Source organism: Blastomonas sp. (genome assembly GCF_030373265.1).
Classification (GTDB): Bacteria; Pseudomonadota; Alphaproteobacteria; order Sphingomonadales; family Sphingomonadaceae; genus Blastomonas.
This window is the reverse complement of sequence record NZ_JAUCZC010000004.1, coordinates 128,126-142,747: the sequence shown is the minus strand read 5'-3', so window position 1 is coordinate 142,747 and position 14,622 is coordinate 128,126. Positions and strand designations below refer to the sequence as shown.

The following is a 14,622-nucleotide window of genomic DNA, read 5'->3' as shown; positions in this document are numbered from 1 at the left end:
GCCGTCGGGCAGGGGCAGGCTAACACCAAGGCATTTTTGCTGCGCAAAAATGTGATGCGGAGTTGGCGCCGTGCCAGGTGCGCATGTCAGTTCGAGGTGAGTTCCAGAGTGCCCCTTGCTGCAAGGTCGGCATACAAGGTTTCGGCGTCGTGGAAGACATGGCCCTGCAACCCGCAGGCGATGGCGCCTTCGATGTTCTCTGCGCGGTCGTCGATGAACAAGGTGCGGGCCGGATCGATGCCGAAGCGATCGATGGCGAGACGGTAGATGGCAGGATCGGGCTTGGTTAGTTTCTCCGCGCCCGACACAATGATGTCCTGGAACAGGTCGAACACCGGGGCGGTGGGGCGGAACATCGCCCAGAACTCGACGCCGAAATTGGTGATGCCGAAAATGGGATAGCCCAGCAAGGCCAGCCGCTCGACAAGATCGATCATGCCGGGCACGGGCCCGGGGATAGTCTCCAGCCAGCGTGGCACATAGTGCGCGATCAATGCGGCGTGGTCGGGATATTGCGCGCTCAGTTCGGCCACCATCTCGGAAAGCGGCCGACCGGCGTCATGCTGGTCGTGCCATTCGAGCGTCAGCACGTTGCCCAAGAAGTGGTCGAGTTCCGCCGGGTCTGCGATCAGCTTGGCGTAGAGATTGCGGATATCCCACTGATACAGCACCTTGCCCACATCAAAGATGATGGCATCAACCGGTTGCATCAAATCCCCCTCGAACACGCAAGCAAAAGGCCCCGGAGCCTGCCGGAGCCTTTGCATGATAATCGCAGCTTCAAGCGGTTCGGCACCGTGACCGGTGCGCGCGCCGAATCAACCCTGGCGGGCCTTGAAGCGACGGTTGGTCTTGTTGATCACGTAGGTGCGGCCGCGACGACGGATCACGCGGTTGTCGCGGTGGCGATCCTTGAGCGACTTCAGCGAATTGCGAATCTTCATGACGTTCAGGCCCTTGATTGAAACTTCTGATACAGCGAAAGCCCCTGGCGACCCCGCGTATATGACGCGAATGCCGTGCTGGAGCTTCCATGCCGGAAAGCGGCGCGGATACGTGGCGGGGCTGCTAAAGTCAAGCATCGCCACCGCCGATGGAACCGTTTTTTGTGCGCTTCATTGGTCATTCATCACCAGTTGCGTTAGGCATCAGTCTGGCAGGTCAGGTCAAGCGCCTGAATGTCGCCGAAACAGGAAAGGGCGCAGACATCATGGGCTTCACACCCACACCCCGCAATCTGGCAGTGACCATGGCCGCGGCACTGACGTTGCTGGCCGGCGCCTGTGTCTCGCCTGCCGGTCCCGTGGAGGCGGTGCGTTTCGTTTCGCCCGATCGCGCCGCCGAACTCGGACGTGGTCCGATTCGCGTCATTGCGGGCGAGGGGATGGATTCGACGTCGCTCGAATTTCGGAGCTATGCGGCTGCGGTCGAGCGCGAGCTTGAACGCGTAGGCTATCAGGTTCTCCCGGTCGGCGCAGGCGCTGCCCGCGATGTGCAGACTGCGGTGATTCGTATCGATCGGATGGTGGTCGCGGCGGGCGGACCTCAGCGTAACCCGGTGAGCGTCGGTGTCGGCGGTGGTACTGGCGGATTCGGATCGGGTCTGGGTGTGGGCATCGGCCTCAACCTGGGTGGCCGCCCCAAGGACCGTATCGCTACTGAGCTGTTCGCCAATATCCGCGCCGGGGACGAAGCCGTGCTGTGGGAAGGGCGCGCAATGGTAGAAGCCAAGGCCGGCTCGCCAATGGCCGAAACCCAGTTGAATGCCAGCAAACTGGCCGAGGGCCTGTTTACAGACTTCCCCGGTGAATCCGGAATGACTATCGAGGTTCCATGAGCACAGACACTATCCCGAGCATTTCAAGCGCATTCGATTCCGGAAACATCATCGTCCAGTCGGTTTCTCCGGCTCCCTCAGGGGGCTGGCAGGCCGAGCTGGCGATTCGCAAGGACAAGGATTCGGACTTTTTCCAGTGGTTCCATTTTCGCGTCGCGGCTCAGCCGGGCGACGAGCTGGAACTGGTGATCACCGGCCTCAAGGATTCGGCCTATCCCGGTGGCTGGCCCGGCTATCGCGCCTGCGTCAGCGAGGACCGCGATTTCTGGGGGCGCACCGAAACGTCCTATGACGAAGCGGCAGGCGCGCTGACCATCCGCTACCAGATGACGGGAGGCGTCGCCTGGTTCGCCTACTTCGCACCCTATTCGATCGAGCGGCACCACGACCTTGTCGCCGAGATGGCAAGCCGCGCCGGTGTGCGCCACCGCGAATTGGGCCTCAGCCTCGACGGCCAACCGATCGATTGTCTGGAGATGGGCGAGGGCCCGGTGCAGGTGTGGTTTTATGCCCGCCAGCACCCGGGCGAAAGCATGGCAGAATGGTGGATGGAAGGCGCGCTCGAGAAGCTCACCGATCCGGCGGATCCGCATGCGCGGCTGCTGCGCAACAAGTGCACGCTGCACATCGTGCCCAACATGAACCCCGATGGCTCTGTGCGGGGTCACCTGCGCACAAACGCGGTCGGCGTGAACCTCAACCGCGAATGGCACGAGCCGACCGCCGAGCGTAGCCCCGAAGTGCTGTGCGTGCGCAATGCTATGGACGCCACCGGTGTCCATTGGGCGATGGACGTGCATGGCGACGAGGCCATCCCAGCGGTGTTCATTGCCGGGTTCGATGGCATCCCGTCGCGAACCCAAGAGCAGGGCGCGCGCTACGAACGCTATCTCAGCCTGCTGGCCAGCCGCACGCCCGATTTCCAGACGGAGAAAGGCTATCCGCGCACCCCTGCGGGCAGGGCCAATCTGTCGATGTCGACCAACCAGCTTGCCGAGCGCTTCGGCCCGTCACATGGCTGTGTGGCGATGACGCTGGAAATGCCGTTCAAGGACAATGACGACCTGCCCGATCCCGATCAGGGTTGGAGCCCGGAACGGTCAAAGCTGCTGGCGCATGATTGTCTGGCGGTGCTGGCGGAGATGATTGCGGACTGACTCTCGCCATTGTTCATGGCCAGGAAAGGCGAAATGCGGCATTCTTCCGGTCACCCGAACCGGAAGGACTGCCGCCATGTCGCTTCATCGTCGCCTGATCGCCACCGGACTGATCGCCACCGGAGCTGCTATATTCGCGCTCCAGCCCCTGGCGATTGCCCAAGACAAGGCGCCCAAGAAGTCGAAGGTTCCTCCTGCCGAGATTACCGGCGAGCCGGTAAGCTGCATCAACCTGTCGCAAATCCGCAATACCGCGGTGCGCGACGATCGCACCATCGACTTCATCATGTCGGGGGGCAGGGTGTATCGCAACGAGCTGCCCAACCAGTGCGGCAGCCTGGGCTTCGACCGTGCGTTCAGCTATTCGACATCGCTGACCCAGCTGTGCAATGTCGATATCATCACCGTGTTGCAGAACGTCGGCGGCGGGCTGATGCCAGGTGCGAGCTGCGGCCTAGGTGAGTTCACTCCGGTCAAGCTGATCAAACAGCCAAAATAGGCCTGCTTAAACGTCGTCGTCAGAGATCATTTCCTCGCGGTTGAGTTCGCCGGTCATCGCAGCGACGGTGACTGCTACGGCCGCATCTCCGGTGATGTTGGTGGTGGTGCGGATCATGTCCATGATGCGGTCGACCCCGGCCACGAGCGCGATGGTTTCCAGAGGAACGCCAACCGACCCGAACACCAGCGCCATCATGATCAATCCCGCGCCTGGAATGCCTGCTGCGCCAACCGCACCGAGCGTCGATGTCACGGCGATCATGACATAATCACCCCAGCTCAGATCGACCCCGAAAATCTGCGCGCCGAACAGCGTGGCGAGCCCGAGATACATCGCGGTGCCGTTCATGTTGATGGTCGCGCCCAACGACACCACGAAGCTGGAGACGCTGGTCGATACGCCCAGGTTGCGCTGGGTGCAGCGCAGCGTAACGGGCAGCGTGGCGTTGGACGAGGCGGTCGAGTAGCTGACCGCAATGGCATCGATCATCCCGCGGAAGAAATCGATCACCGGTAGCTTGGCCATGAACTTGATCATCACAGAGTACATGACGAGGATGATGATCGCGCACCCAATATAATTGAGAGCCACCAGCTTGGCGAGCGGGATCAGCCCTTCGAAACCGAACGTTCCAGCCACCCACGCCATCAGGGCGAATACGCCGAACGGGGTCAGCTCCATGACCAATATGGTCACCTTCTGCATGATGATCGCACCCGAATCGAAGATCCTGGCGACCGGTTCGCCGTCCTTTTCGGCCATCAGGATACCGATCCCGAGCAGAAGCGAGAACACGATCAGCGCCAGCACGTCCATCGTGGCCATGGCCTCGACGACATTTTCCGGCACCATCTTCAAGATCATGTCGGTGACAGTGGTCTGGGGCGGGGCCGGGGTCTGGGTGACGCCTGCCAGGCTCGCGTCGACACCCAGTCCCGGTTGGATAAGCGTGCCCAGAGTCAGACCCAGAATGACGGACAGTTGCCCTGTCACGAGGAAGAGCAGCATTGCGCGGCCACCGACCGCACCAAGCTTGCGGATATCGCCGATCGAGGCGACGCCCGCGACCAGCGAGAAGAAGATCAGGGGAACGACCAGCATCTTGATCGCGCGGATGAACAGGTCGCCGATCCATTTGATCGCGACAGCGCCTTCACCCCATAGCAGGCCGGTGACGATGCCAAGCACGAGAGCGGCGATGACCCGCTGCCACAGCGGAATACGAAACCAGAAACCCAAATTGCATCCCCTGCTCAGCGCCAGCGCCCGACGCTAGCCATGGCACCGTGTCTTCGCAAGGGCAGGGCTAGCTCAACTGAACGCAACGATCGCCAAACATGTGGCCAGCCCGACCCCGATCGTCAGGGGGATACCGGCCTTGAAGAAGTCGGTGAAGCGATAGCCGCCCGCTGCATACACCAGGGTGTTGGTCTGATAGCCGATCGGCGTGGCGAAACTGGCCGAGGCAGCAAACATCACCGCGATCACCAGGGGGCGCGGGTCGATCCCCAGGTCGGTCCCCAGCTTGATCACGATCGGCGTGACCAGAATGGCCACCGCGTTGTTGGTGATGATCTCGGTGAGCAGCACCGACAGGACATAGACCGCAAATACGACCGCCCAGACGGGGACCCCCTGCAGATAAGGCGCCAGCGCATTCACCACCATCGTTACGCTGCCCGATTCCTCGAGCGCCAATCCCACGGCCAGCATCCCGAAGATCAGCACCAGGACGTTGCCGTCGATCGAACTCCAGGCCTCGTCAGCATCGATGCAGCGCGCGATCAGGATGAAACCGACCGCCAGGATCGCGGCGACCTCGATCGCCATGACGTTGAACGCCGAGAGCAGCACCACGGCCGCCAGCGCCGCGATCGCCAGGGGCGCCTTGTCTCGGCGGAAGGCGAGCGCGCTGGTGTTCGCCACACCGAACAGGTTCGGGTTCTCATACATCCGGGCGATATCGGCTTTTGATCCCGTCACGATGAGCTTGTCGGCAGCATGGATCTTGGCATTGGGCAAATCGGATCGCGGCAGATTGCGAAACCGGCTGAGACCCAAAATGCGCACGTTGAGCATCGACAGAAAGGGAATGTCGTAGAGGCGATTGCCGATGCTGGGGTGACTGGGAGCCACCATGGCCTCGACCACCACATCGCCCATCGCGCCGGCATCACCCTTGCGCACGATGCCGACCTTGAAATCGTCGCTGGTGCGCAGCGACATCAGTTCGGGCAGGTTTGTCCTGATGACGACGATATCTGCAGGATTGAGGATTTCGTTGGCCAGATTGTGCCGCAGATAACGCCCCTCGCGTTTGATCGCCGTGACCGTGATCTTCGACCGTTTGGCGATAGGCGTCTCGCGAAGGGGTTTGCCGCGCAGGGTGGAGGCATTGCGGATGGTCAGTTCGGTCAGAAATTCCTCGTCGGCATCTCCGCCGGCAAGGCCATCGTTGTCCTTGGGCAAAAGCCATGTGCTGAACACGGCGAGCATCGTCATCCCGGCTGCCCCCGCGATCAGCCCGTAAGGCGTGATCTCGAAAATGCCGAAGGCTTCCAGCCCGCTGTCGCGCGCGACGGCATCGACGATCAGATTGGTCGAGGTGCCGATCAGCGTGGTCGTGCCGCCCAGAATGCATACGAAGCTCAACGGGATGAGCAGTTTCTTGGCCGAATATCCGGTCGCCTGTGCCAGCTTGAGGATGATCGGGATCATCACCACCACCACCGGCGTGTTGTTCATGAACGCCGATGCGACATAGACGCCGAAAAACATCTCGGCGACAGCCAGCCTGGGGCGCTTGGACGCGCGCTGGATGATCGCACCCGCAATCGCGTCGATCGTGCCGGTGCGCAGCAATGCGCCCGACAGGATGAACATTGCGGCGATGGTGATCGGAGCGCTGTTCGAGAAGGCCGAAAACAGCTGCTTGGAATCGATGATGCCCAGAAACAGGAACGAGCATGCGCCGAGGATCGCCACCACCGCGGCGGGGAAACGCTCCATGACAAAGCCGACAAACATCAGTGCCAGGATGACGAGACCAATCTGGGCCTGCCAATTTTCAATGAACAGGCGGATGTCATCCATGGTCCGTGTGGTCCCCCTTCACCACGTCATTGCACCACGCTTTACCCGCTCTTGAGTTCCCGTGTCAGCCTCAAACTCGCGCGCCAGAACAGAAAGGCCGGGATCAGGCCAAGCCAGGCTGCGCCATAAAGCACCCAGCGAACGCTGTCCGCGCCCGCCAGCGGCTGGAAGCCATCGGACATCATTCCGAACAGCAGGGGGCCCAGGCCAAGGCCGATCAGGTTTTGCGCAAACACCATCACCGATGCCGCGACCGCGCGCAGTTCAGGCCGGACAAGTCCCTGCACGCAGGCATAGGCCGGGCCATAGTACATCGCGTTCATGATCGTGGGCAGGAACAGCAGTGCCATCGATACCCGCCAGTCGGTGGCGGAATAGGCGAGGAACAGGATGGGCGCAGCAACCGCCATCGCGATCGCCGGGCCGGTCAGCAGATGCTTGCGGTCGCGCTTGCCGAAATGGTCCGCCAGCTTGCCGCCGATCCAGGTGCCGAGCATTCCGGCGATCCCTGCACTGACCCCGAGATACAGGCCGGTCTGGCCAGGGCTAAGCTCAAAGGTGCGGATGAACAGCACCGCCACCCACACCGCCTTGCCATAGGAGAGGAACGCGGTGACGCCGCCCGCCAGGCACAACAGCACGAAGCAGCGCGAAGTCGCCAGTTCGCGCAAAGCATCGCGGACCGGGACCTGCACCTTGGCCGCGGGCTGCTTGGCGCCAGCGACCATTCCGGCGCGGCGCGGTTCCTTCATCAGGAACGGGACCAGCAGCGCCAGCACGATACCCGGAATGCCCACCGCCATGAACGCGGTGCGCCAGCCATAAGCGTCCGCCAGCCCGCCGCCGATGACCATGCCCAGCAGCGATCCGATGGGGATGCCGAGGCCATAGAATGCAATGGCCGAGGAGCGCTTTTCGGGTGGTACGCTGTCGCTGATCAGCGAATGCGCGGCCGGCGTGCACCCCGCTTCGCCGACGCCGACACCGACGCGGGCCAGCAGCAGTTGCGGGAAGGTGCGCGCCATGCCGCACGCCATCGTCATCGCGGACCAGATCGCGACCGACCAGGCGATCAGTGACACCCGGTTGGTGGTGCTACGGTCGGCATAGCGCGCGATCGGGATGCCCAGCAACGTGTAGAACAGCGCGAAGGCCAGCCCGGTCATCAACCCGAGCTGCGTGTCGCTCAGCCCGAAATCGCGCTTGATCGGCTCGGCCAGGATCGAGACAATCTGCCGATCGAGAAAGTTGAAGATATAGATGACGAGCAACGTCCACAGCATCACGCGCGGTACGGCAGCGGTGGGCACGGGCGCGGTGGAAACGGTCGCAGGCGCAGCCGTTCCGGGCGGCGGCAACACGGCGCCTGGCCCTTGAGGGTTCACGGTCATTCACTCTCCAGTCGCGCCATCTTCTGCTCTGCTGAGCGGATGGCTGCTTGCGGAGCCATGCTAGACACAGATAGGGCGGAGAGGCAATCGCTCTTCGGTGAATCGTTACGTTTACGTCAACTGCACGTGGTTCGTGATAGGGTCAGCCGCATTGCGCGCGATGCAGCAGCTTCTGATCGGCCAGCACCAGCGCGACCATCGCCTCGACCACCGGGGTTCCGCGGATGCCGACGCACGGATCGTGGCGGCCCTTGGTGACGATCTCGCTGGCCTCGCCGTGCCGTGTGATCGTCTCGACCGGGGTGAGGATCGAGCTGGTCGGCTTGAACGCGACGCGCACCACCACGGGTTGGCCCGTCGAGATTCCGCCCGCGATGCCGCCTGCGTGGTTGGCGAGAAACTCCGGATCGCCATCGACCCCCGGACGCATCGGATCGGCATTGTGCTCTCCCGACAGGCGGGCAGCTGCAAAGCCGTCGCCGATTTCGACGCCCTTGACCGCGTTGATCGACATGCACGCCGCGGCAAGCTCGCTGTCGAGCTTGGCATACAGCGGCGCACCCCAGCCGGCCGGAACACCGGTTGCGACGCATTCGACCACCGCGCCCAGCGAACTGCCGGCCTTGCGCGCGGCATCGACCTTGGCCTCCCAGCGCTTGGCGGCTTCGGGGTCGGGGCAGAAGAACGGGTTGCGCGCGATTTCGGCGGCGTCGAAGCGGGCAGGGTCGATGCTGTCACCACCCAGTTCCGCGACATAGGCGATCAGCGTTACCTCGGGTATCACCAGCCGCGCGACACCACCAGCCGCGACCCGCGCTGCGGTCTCGCGCGCGCTCGAGCGGCCACCGCCGCGATAGTCGCGAAAGCCGTACTTCTTGTCATAGGCATAATCGGCATGGCCAGGACGATAGGCCTTGGCGACCTCGCTGTAATCCTTGGAGCGCTGGTCGACGTTCTCGATCATCAGCGAAATCGGCGTGCCGGTGGTGCGGCCCTCGAACGCACCCGACAGGATCTTCACAACGTCAGGTTCCTGCCGCTGCGTGGTAAAGCGCGAGGTTCCGGGGCGGCGCGCATCCATGAACGGCTGGATGTCGGCCTCGCTGATCGGCAACCCCGGCGGGCACCCATCGACCACCGCGCCCAGCGCAGGGCCATGGCTCTCCCCCCAGGTGGTAAAGCGAAACACGCGGCCGAAGGTGTTGAAGCTCATGGGCAAGTCCAGTCAGGCGCAAAAGGTCGCCTGCGCTTTGCGGCAATGTGCCTGCGCTGTCCAGATGGCTAACCGGTGTGCGTCAGAACCGGTTACGCTGCGCGCGACGATGGTCGTGTCATATCGCCCCGACCGGCGATCAATCCTGCGACGGAAATATCCTCATCGATTTCGTCCCAGTGCAGCCCAACGGGCGACAAAGTGACCTCGGCACGCTGTTCCGGGGTAGCATCCAGCAGGCGAGGAAACCACGTCAGCGGGATGCCCAGCGTCCGCCCATCCGACAGGTCAACCCACAAGGTATCCTCGTCGCAACGGGCCGAGGTTGGGCTAATTGAAATATCCATGCCACGCTCTTTCAAACTGACTGCGCTTTGCTCGAACAACCATCATAGCATATGCCAGATCGCGCCGATTCAATCCATGATTGTATGCAAGCGCGATCTCCTCACCGATCCAGAATTTTGCTTCTCCGTCGCCCTTGCTGACATGAATATGGCACGGCTCAAGTGGACTGCCCTCGTCCGAGTAAAAGAAATAGCGAAATCCGCGATCTCTCAGGACAGTCGGCACTGGCTCACTGGTCCAGAGCGATGTCCGGGGCGTCTTCCTGCTTCATGCCGACGACATGATAGCCGGCGTCGACATGGTGCGTCTCGCCGGTGACGCCCGAAGACAGGCTGGAGCACAGGTACAGACCCGCGCCGCCGACATCGTCGATCGTCACGTTGCGGCGCATCGGGGCGTTGTATTCGTTCCATTTGAGGATGTAGCGGAAATCGCCGATCCCGCTCGCCGCCAGCGTCTTGATGGGGCCTGCGGAGATCGCGTTGACGCGGATGTTCTCCGGACCCAGATCGTTGGCGAGATACTTCACGCTCGCCTCCAGCGCGGCCTTGGCGACGCCCATGACGTTGTAGTGCGGGATCACCTTTTCGGCGCCGTAATAGCTCAAGGTCACGATCGATCCGCCATTGGGCATCATTGTCCGTGCGCGCTTGGCGACCGCGACCAGCGAATAGGCCGAGATGTTCATCGTCATCAGAAAGTTTTCGAGACTGGTGTCGACATAATGCCCGCGCAACTCGTTCTTGTCCGAAAAGCCGATCGCGTGGACGACGAAATCGATCGTTGGCCAGCGTTCGGCCAGCGTGGCGAAGGCACTGTCGAGCGCGTCCATATCGGACACATCGCATTCAAAGGTGAAGTCGCTGCCCAGCTCGGCGGCGAGCGGCTTGACGCGCTTGCCCAGCGCCTCGCCCTGATAGGAGAAAGCAAGCTCTGCACCCTGCGCAGCGAGCTGCTGCGCGATGCCCCAGGCGAGCGACTTGTTGTTGGCGAGGCCCATGATCAGGCCGCGTTTGCCCTGCATCAAACCGTTCATGGATGTATCCTTATTCAATAGCTGTGTTCTGCGGCACGCCGCCGCGCGCGCGGGCGATCGCCGCGTTGAGTTCGGCCCCGATTACCATAGCAAGCCCGATGAGGAAGAAGAAAATGAGGCTGACCATCACGCCGGCCAGGCTGCCATAGGTCAGGTCGTAATTGGCAAAATTGCTGAGGAAAAACGGCAACACCGAAAGGCTGACCATCCACCAGATGCTGATGAACACAGGCCCCGGCCAGATCGGATGCCTGGCGCGCCGATAGGTCGTGGGGGTCAGCATGCCGAAGATGAGATACAGCATACCCAGCAGCACCAGGAAGGTGAACACCTGGCTGAACGCCACCAGCGACAGCGCGTCGTCAGGAAACCGGAAGCTGGCGGCGATCACCTCGGCCGCGCCGACCAGCACCACCTGCATGCTGAGCGCGAGCATGGTGGCGATCACCGCGACGATGATCAGCGCCACCGATCCCAGGCGATAACGCCAGAACGGCTTGTCTGAGGTGGCACCATAGGCCCGGCGGATCAGCGACCGGATCGTCTCGATCAGGCTACCGGTGGTCCACAGCCCGACGATCACCGCGAGCCACAGCAGCGGGCCGGACCGCGCCGTCATCGCCGACTCCATCGGTGCTGCAATGACCGCCGCGGTGCTGGGCGGAACCGCAGCCAGAAAAGCGTTCACCGCTTGCTGTCCATATTCGCTGCGGCCGAACACCCCGCCCAGCGCCGCTGCGACGATGAAGAACGGGAAGATGGTGAGCAGTGCCAAATAGGCAAAGTTGCCAGCCACCACGCCGCCGTGGACGAACACATTGCCTGTCACCTCGATCACGATCGCCTTCGACCGCGCGTAGGTTTGCCAGAAATTCTTCGGCTTCAGCAGATCGGTGCGCGACATCCCGGCAAGCGGATCAGGCGATCAGGCCGCTGCGCGGATCGTAATCCGCCTGCCAGCCTTCGACGAATTTCGTAAGCGCCGCATCTCCGGCCTCGGGCAGGCGGATCTGCAGCTCGATGATCTGGTCGCCGCGAACGCCGGTCTTGCCGTGAAAGCCCTTGCCCTTGAGCCGCATCTGCTGGCCCGACTGGCTGCCCGGCTTGATCTTCATCATCACCGCGCCATCGACGGTGGGGACGCGAACCTCACCGCCCGCCACCGCTTCCTTGAGCGTGATCGGCAGGTCGAGCCGGACGTTGTCGCCATCCCGGCGGAAGAAGCGGTGCGGACGCACTTCGATCGTCACGATGCCATCGCCAGCGCCGCCGGGGCCGGGCTGACCCTTGCCCGAAAGACGCATATTGGTGCCGGTTTCGACGCCGTTTGGCAGCTTGAGATCGATCGTCTTGCCATCGGCGAGCGTGATCCGCTGCGGCTTGAGCGCGGCGGCGTCGGTAAAGTCGACTGCGAGCTTGTAGGCGACATTGGCCCCCTTGGGCGCCGAACTGCGCCCGGCGCCGCGATAGGTGGCACCGCCGCCGAGGCCACCGAACAGCCCGTCGAAAATGTCGGCAAAATCGACGCCATCGTTGCCGAAGCCCGAGAAACCGGCGTTCTCGTTCGCACGGCCCTGCTGGCGATACCCGCCGCCACCGCCGCCGAAGCCGAAGGGCGCTGCGGGATTGCCGTCGATATCGATCTCGCCCCGGTCGAACCGCGCGCGCTTGTCCTTGTCGGACAGCAGGTCATAGGCGCGGGTTACCTCGGAAAAGCGCGCGGCGGCCTCTGCATTGTCCTTGTTGTAGTCGGGGTGCAGTTCCTTGGCGAGCTTGCGGTACGCGCTCTTGATGTCCTTTTCGCTCGCGCCTTTGGACACGCCGAGAATTGCATAGGGATCAGCCATGAATGTGGTCGCCATCGTTGGTAGGAATGTCCATTGTTGCCGATTTACAACAATATCTGGGGTTGGGGCAGGGCATATTTCAAGCCGGTATCAGATGATCCGAGCGACCGCGCAGAAAAAATCCACGCAAGCCCAGATACAAAGCCAACCCGAAGGGCCCCGCCGCAAAGGTGAAGAACAGGATGGGAGCCTGGATCAGCCGGCCTTTCAGACCGTCCAGACCGTGCGCATCGGTGTTGCGCGCGATCCAGAGGCCGACGAACAGGTCGAAGGTCAGATAGTGCACCCAGCCGATGGTGACCCCGGGATCGCTGGCAAAGATGCTGCGCACGCCTTCGATCGTGGAGAAATCGGCGCCGCCGCCGGTCGGCACTGCCCCGGTCAGCACCAAGGTCAGCCCGGTCGCATAGCCCAAAGCGAGGATCAGCACGGGGCCGAAGAACAGCGCGCGCATAACGATTTCGCGCCGGGGTGCCAGGATCAGCACCGCCCAGGCGAGCATCGCCAGCAGGTTGGCGGCCCCGAAAATCTGCTCCCACATCCTGGTAAGCGCCCCTTTTGCAAAATCCAGTTCATCGCACGGCCGTTGCGCGCTAAGACGCAGCAACGCCGCGCGAACTGTCTTATCGGATTAAGGCAGTCAATGAAACCGGCTCCTGCAGGACGAGACATTCATGGCTGACGATCCCTTTGCCCTATTCGACGAGTGGTACGTCCGCGCGCGCGAAACCGAGATCAACGACAGCAACGCGATGGCCCTGGCCACCGCGGACGCGGCGGGCCACCCCTCGGTGCGGATGGTGCTGCTGAAGGGGCATGGTCCCGATGGTTTCGTGTTCTACACCAATTATGAAGGCCGCAAGGGCGGCGAACTGCTTGCCAACCCGAACGCGGCCTTGCTGTTCCACTGGAAGTCGCTGCGCCGCCAGATCCGGATCGAAGGGCCGGTAACCCCGGTCGATGATGCGACGGCGGATGCCTATTTCGCCACACGCTCGCGCGACTCGCAGCTCGGCGCCTGGGCATCCGATCAGTCGCGCCCGCTGCCCGAACGCGGCATCTTCGAAAGCCGCTTTGCCGAGGTGGAGGCGCGGTTCGCCGAAAAGCACGTGCCGCGCCCGCCGCACTGGTCAGGTTTCCGCGTGACGCCGCAGCGGATCGAATTCTGGGAAGACCGCGACCACCGGCTGCACCACCGCCGCCTGTTTACCCGCACCCCCACCGGCTGGGACGAAGGACTGCTGTACCCATGACATATTCGCCCGAAACGCTGCCCTATTGCCATATCGATGCCTTTGCCGACCGGCCTTTCACCGGCAACCAGGCCGCGGTGATGCCGCTCGATGCCTGGCTCGACGATGCTGTGCTGCAGGCAATCGGCGAGGAAAACAACTTCGCTGAAACCGCGTTCATCGTCGCCATCGACAGTGCCGAGGCCGATTACGAACTGCGCTGGTTCACGCCTGCGGTCGAGATCGCGATGTGCGGTCATGCAACGCTCGCTTCGGGCCATTACGTCTTCGAGAACGGATTTACCGGCGAAACGGTGCGGTTTGCGACGCGCAAGGCGGGCGTGCTGGTGGTCACGCGTAACGGCGATCGGCTGGCGCTGTCGCTGCCGGCTTATGCGCCATCGCCTGCGCCATTGCCCGATTGGACTGCGGCGCTGGGGGCGCTTCCGGCGGAATATCATGTCTATCCCGGCGATTATCACGTGCTGCTGTTCGACCATGCCGACGAGGTGCTCGCGCTCAAGCCTGACATGAAGACGCTGGCGGCGTTGGGCGATCACCAGTTCATCTGCACCGCCCCGGGCAGCGACACCGACGTGCTCAGCCGGGTATTCGTGCCGGGGGCAGGGGTCGACGAGGATAGCGTCACCGGATCGGCGCACGCGGTGTTGACTCCGTTTTGGGCCGCAAGGCTAGGACGGACAAGCTTCACCGCGTTCCAAGCGAGCAAGCGCGGCGGGCTGCTCCACTGCACTCTAGTGGCAGGCGGCGACGGCGACCGCGCGGTGCTTGGCGGGAGTTGTGTGACCGTGGTGACTGGCACGTTCCGGTTGCGGTAAGCGCAAGTTTCTCCCCTCCCGCCTGCGGGAGGGGCAGGTCCGGCTTGCCGGACCGGGGTGGGCTGGGAGCACAATTGGCTGCGGCGCAGGCCCACCCCGTCTTCGCCTTTGGCTCAGACACCCCTCC

At 62.9% G+C, this 14,622-nt stretch carries 17 protein-coding genes; 5 read left to right on the top strand and 12 right to left on the bottom strand.

All coding sequences use genetic code 11. The features are described from left to right. Nucleotides 1-86 precede the first annotated feature (86 nt). A complete protein-coding gene (locus QUV11_RS03910) occupies nucleotides 87-710 on the bottom strand; it encodes an HAD family phosphatase (RefSeq protein WP_300880659.1) in 624 nt (207 codons plus the stop codon). A gap of 108 nt (nucleotides 711-818) precedes the next feature. After that, nucleotides 819-944: a type B 50S ribosomal protein L36 gene (gene ykgO, locus QUV11_RS03905; RefSeq protein WP_003046794.1), complete on the bottom strand. Its 126-nt coding sequence runs from the start codon at nucleotides 942-944 to the stop codon at nucleotides 819-821. Nucleotides 945-1,093: 149 nt separating this feature from the next. On the opposite strand from ykgO, the gene QUV11_RS03900 reads away from it, so the two are divergent. The 3 genes from QUV11_RS03900 to QUV11_RS03890 all read left to right on the top strand — a co-directional run bounded on the left by QUV11_RS03900 (nucleotide 1,094) and on the right by QUV11_RS03890 (nucleotide 3,493). Continuing rightward, the gene (locus QUV11_RS03900; protein ID WP_300880658.1) at nucleotides 1,094-1,837 is read left to right on the top strand and encodes a DUF4136 domain-containing protein; all 744 of its coding nucleotides are present in this window, start codon (nucleotides 1,094-1,096) and stop codon (nucleotides 1,835-1,837) included. Continuing rightward, complete coding sequence (locus QUV11_RS03895) at nucleotides 1,834-2,994, top strand: M14-type cytosolic carboxypeptidase (protein WP_300880657.1); 1,161 nt, start codon at nucleotides 1,834-1,836, stop codon at nucleotides 2,992-2,994. Before QUV11_RS03900 ends, QUV11_RS03895 begins: the two co-directional genes overlap by 4 nt. Nucleotides 2,995-3,070: 76 nt before the next feature. Next, nucleotides 3,071-3,493, top strand: a complete 423-nt coding sequence (locus tag QUV11_RS03890) for a hypothetical protein (protein ID WP_300880656.1) — start codon at nucleotides 3,071-3,073, stop codon at nucleotides 3,491-3,493. Nucleotides 3,494-3,499: 6 nt separating this feature from the next. Here the strand turns inward: QUV11_RS03890 and QUV11_RS03885 are convergent, their stop codons facing one another. The 10 genes from QUV11_RS03885 to QUV11_RS03845 form a co-directional block, all read right to left on the bottom strand. Continuing rightward, nucleotides 3,500-4,735 (bottom strand): dicarboxylate/amino acid:cation symporter, encoded by a 1,236-nt coding sequence (locus QUV11_RS03885; RefSeq protein ID WP_300880655.1) that lies wholly within the window; start codon nucleotides 4,733-4,735, stop codon nucleotides 3,500-3,502. 72 nt (nucleotides 4,736-4,807) lie between these two features. After that, on the bottom strand, nucleotides 4,808-6,589 hold the full coding sequence (locus tag QUV11_RS03880; protein WP_300880654.1) for an SLC13 family permease: 1,782 nt from the start codon (nucleotides 6,587-6,589) through the stop codon (nucleotides 4,808-4,810). A gap of 41 nt (nucleotides 6,590-6,630) precedes the next feature. Beyond that, nucleotides 6,631-7,980: an MFS transporter gene (locus QUV11_RS03875; RefSeq protein WP_300880653.1), complete on the bottom strand. Its 1,350-nt coding sequence runs from the start codon at nucleotides 7,978-7,980 to the stop codon at nucleotides 6,631-6,633. A gap of 142 nt (nucleotides 7,981-8,122) precedes the next feature. Continuing rightward, nucleotides 8,123-9,193 (bottom strand): chorismate synthase, encoded by a 1,071-nt coding sequence (aroC, locus tag QUV11_RS03870; protein WP_300880652.1) that lies wholly within the window; start codon nucleotides 9,191-9,193, stop codon nucleotides 8,123-8,125. A 92-nt stretch (nucleotides 9,194-9,285) separates the two neighbouring features. Continuing rightward, nucleotides 9,286-9,540 carry a DUF2442 domain-containing protein gene (locus QUV11_RS03865; RefSeq protein ID WP_300880651.1) on the bottom strand — a complete coding sequence of 85 codons (255 nt, stop codon included), beginning with the start codon at nucleotides 9,538-9,540 and terminating at the stop codon, nucleotides 9,286-9,288. Then, complete coding sequence (locus QUV11_RS17175) at nucleotides 9,524-9,766, bottom strand: DUF4160 domain-containing protein (protein ID WP_367279839.1); 243 nt, start codon at nucleotides 9,764-9,766, stop codon at nucleotides 9,524-9,526. Before QUV11_RS17175 ends, QUV11_RS03865 begins: the two co-directional genes overlap by 17 nt. Before the next feature lie 4 nt (nucleotides 9,767-9,770). After that, a complete protein-coding gene (gene fabI / locus QUV11_RS03860; RefSeq protein ID WP_300880650.1) occupies nucleotides 9,771-10,577 on the bottom strand; it encodes an enoyl-ACP reductase FabI in 807 nt (268 codons plus the stop codon). Nucleotides 10,578-10,587: 10 nt separating this feature from the next. After that, complete coding sequence (locus QUV11_RS03855; RefSeq protein ID WP_300880649.1) at nucleotides 10,588-11,481, bottom strand: YihY/virulence factor BrkB family protein; 894 nt, start codon at nucleotides 11,479-11,481, stop codon at nucleotides 10,588-10,590. 13 nt (nucleotides 11,482-11,494) lie between these two features. Continuing rightward, complete coding sequence (locus QUV11_RS03850; protein WP_300880648.1) at nucleotides 11,495-12,424, bottom strand: J domain-containing protein; 930 nt, start codon at nucleotides 12,422-12,424, stop codon at nucleotides 11,495-11,497. Nucleotides 12,425-12,503: 79 nt separating this feature from the next. Next, complete coding sequence (locus QUV11_RS03845) at nucleotides 12,504-12,965, bottom strand: ABA4-like family protein (protein WP_300880647.1); 462 nt, start codon at nucleotides 12,963-12,965, stop codon at nucleotides 12,504-12,506. A gap of 133 nt (nucleotides 12,966-13,098) precedes the next feature. Here QUV11_RS03845 and pdxH point away from each other — a divergent pair, with 133 nt between their 5' ends. Together pdxH and QUV11_RS03835 are read left to right on the top strand one after the other, a co-directional pair. Beyond that, complete coding sequence (pdxH, locus tag QUV11_RS03840; protein WP_300880646.1) at nucleotides 13,099-13,677, top strand: pyridoxamine 5'-phosphate oxidase; 579 nt, start codon at nucleotides 13,099-13,101, stop codon at nucleotides 13,675-13,677. Next, on the top strand, nucleotides 13,674-14,495 hold the full coding sequence (locus QUV11_RS03835) for a PhzF family phenazine biosynthesis protein (RefSeq protein ID WP_300880645.1): 822 nt from the start codon (nucleotides 13,674-13,676) through the stop codon (nucleotides 14,493-14,495). The genes pdxH and QUV11_RS03835 overlap by 4 nt, the downstream gene beginning before the upstream one ends. The last annotated feature ends 127 nt before the right edge of the window (nucleotides 14,496-14,622 follow it).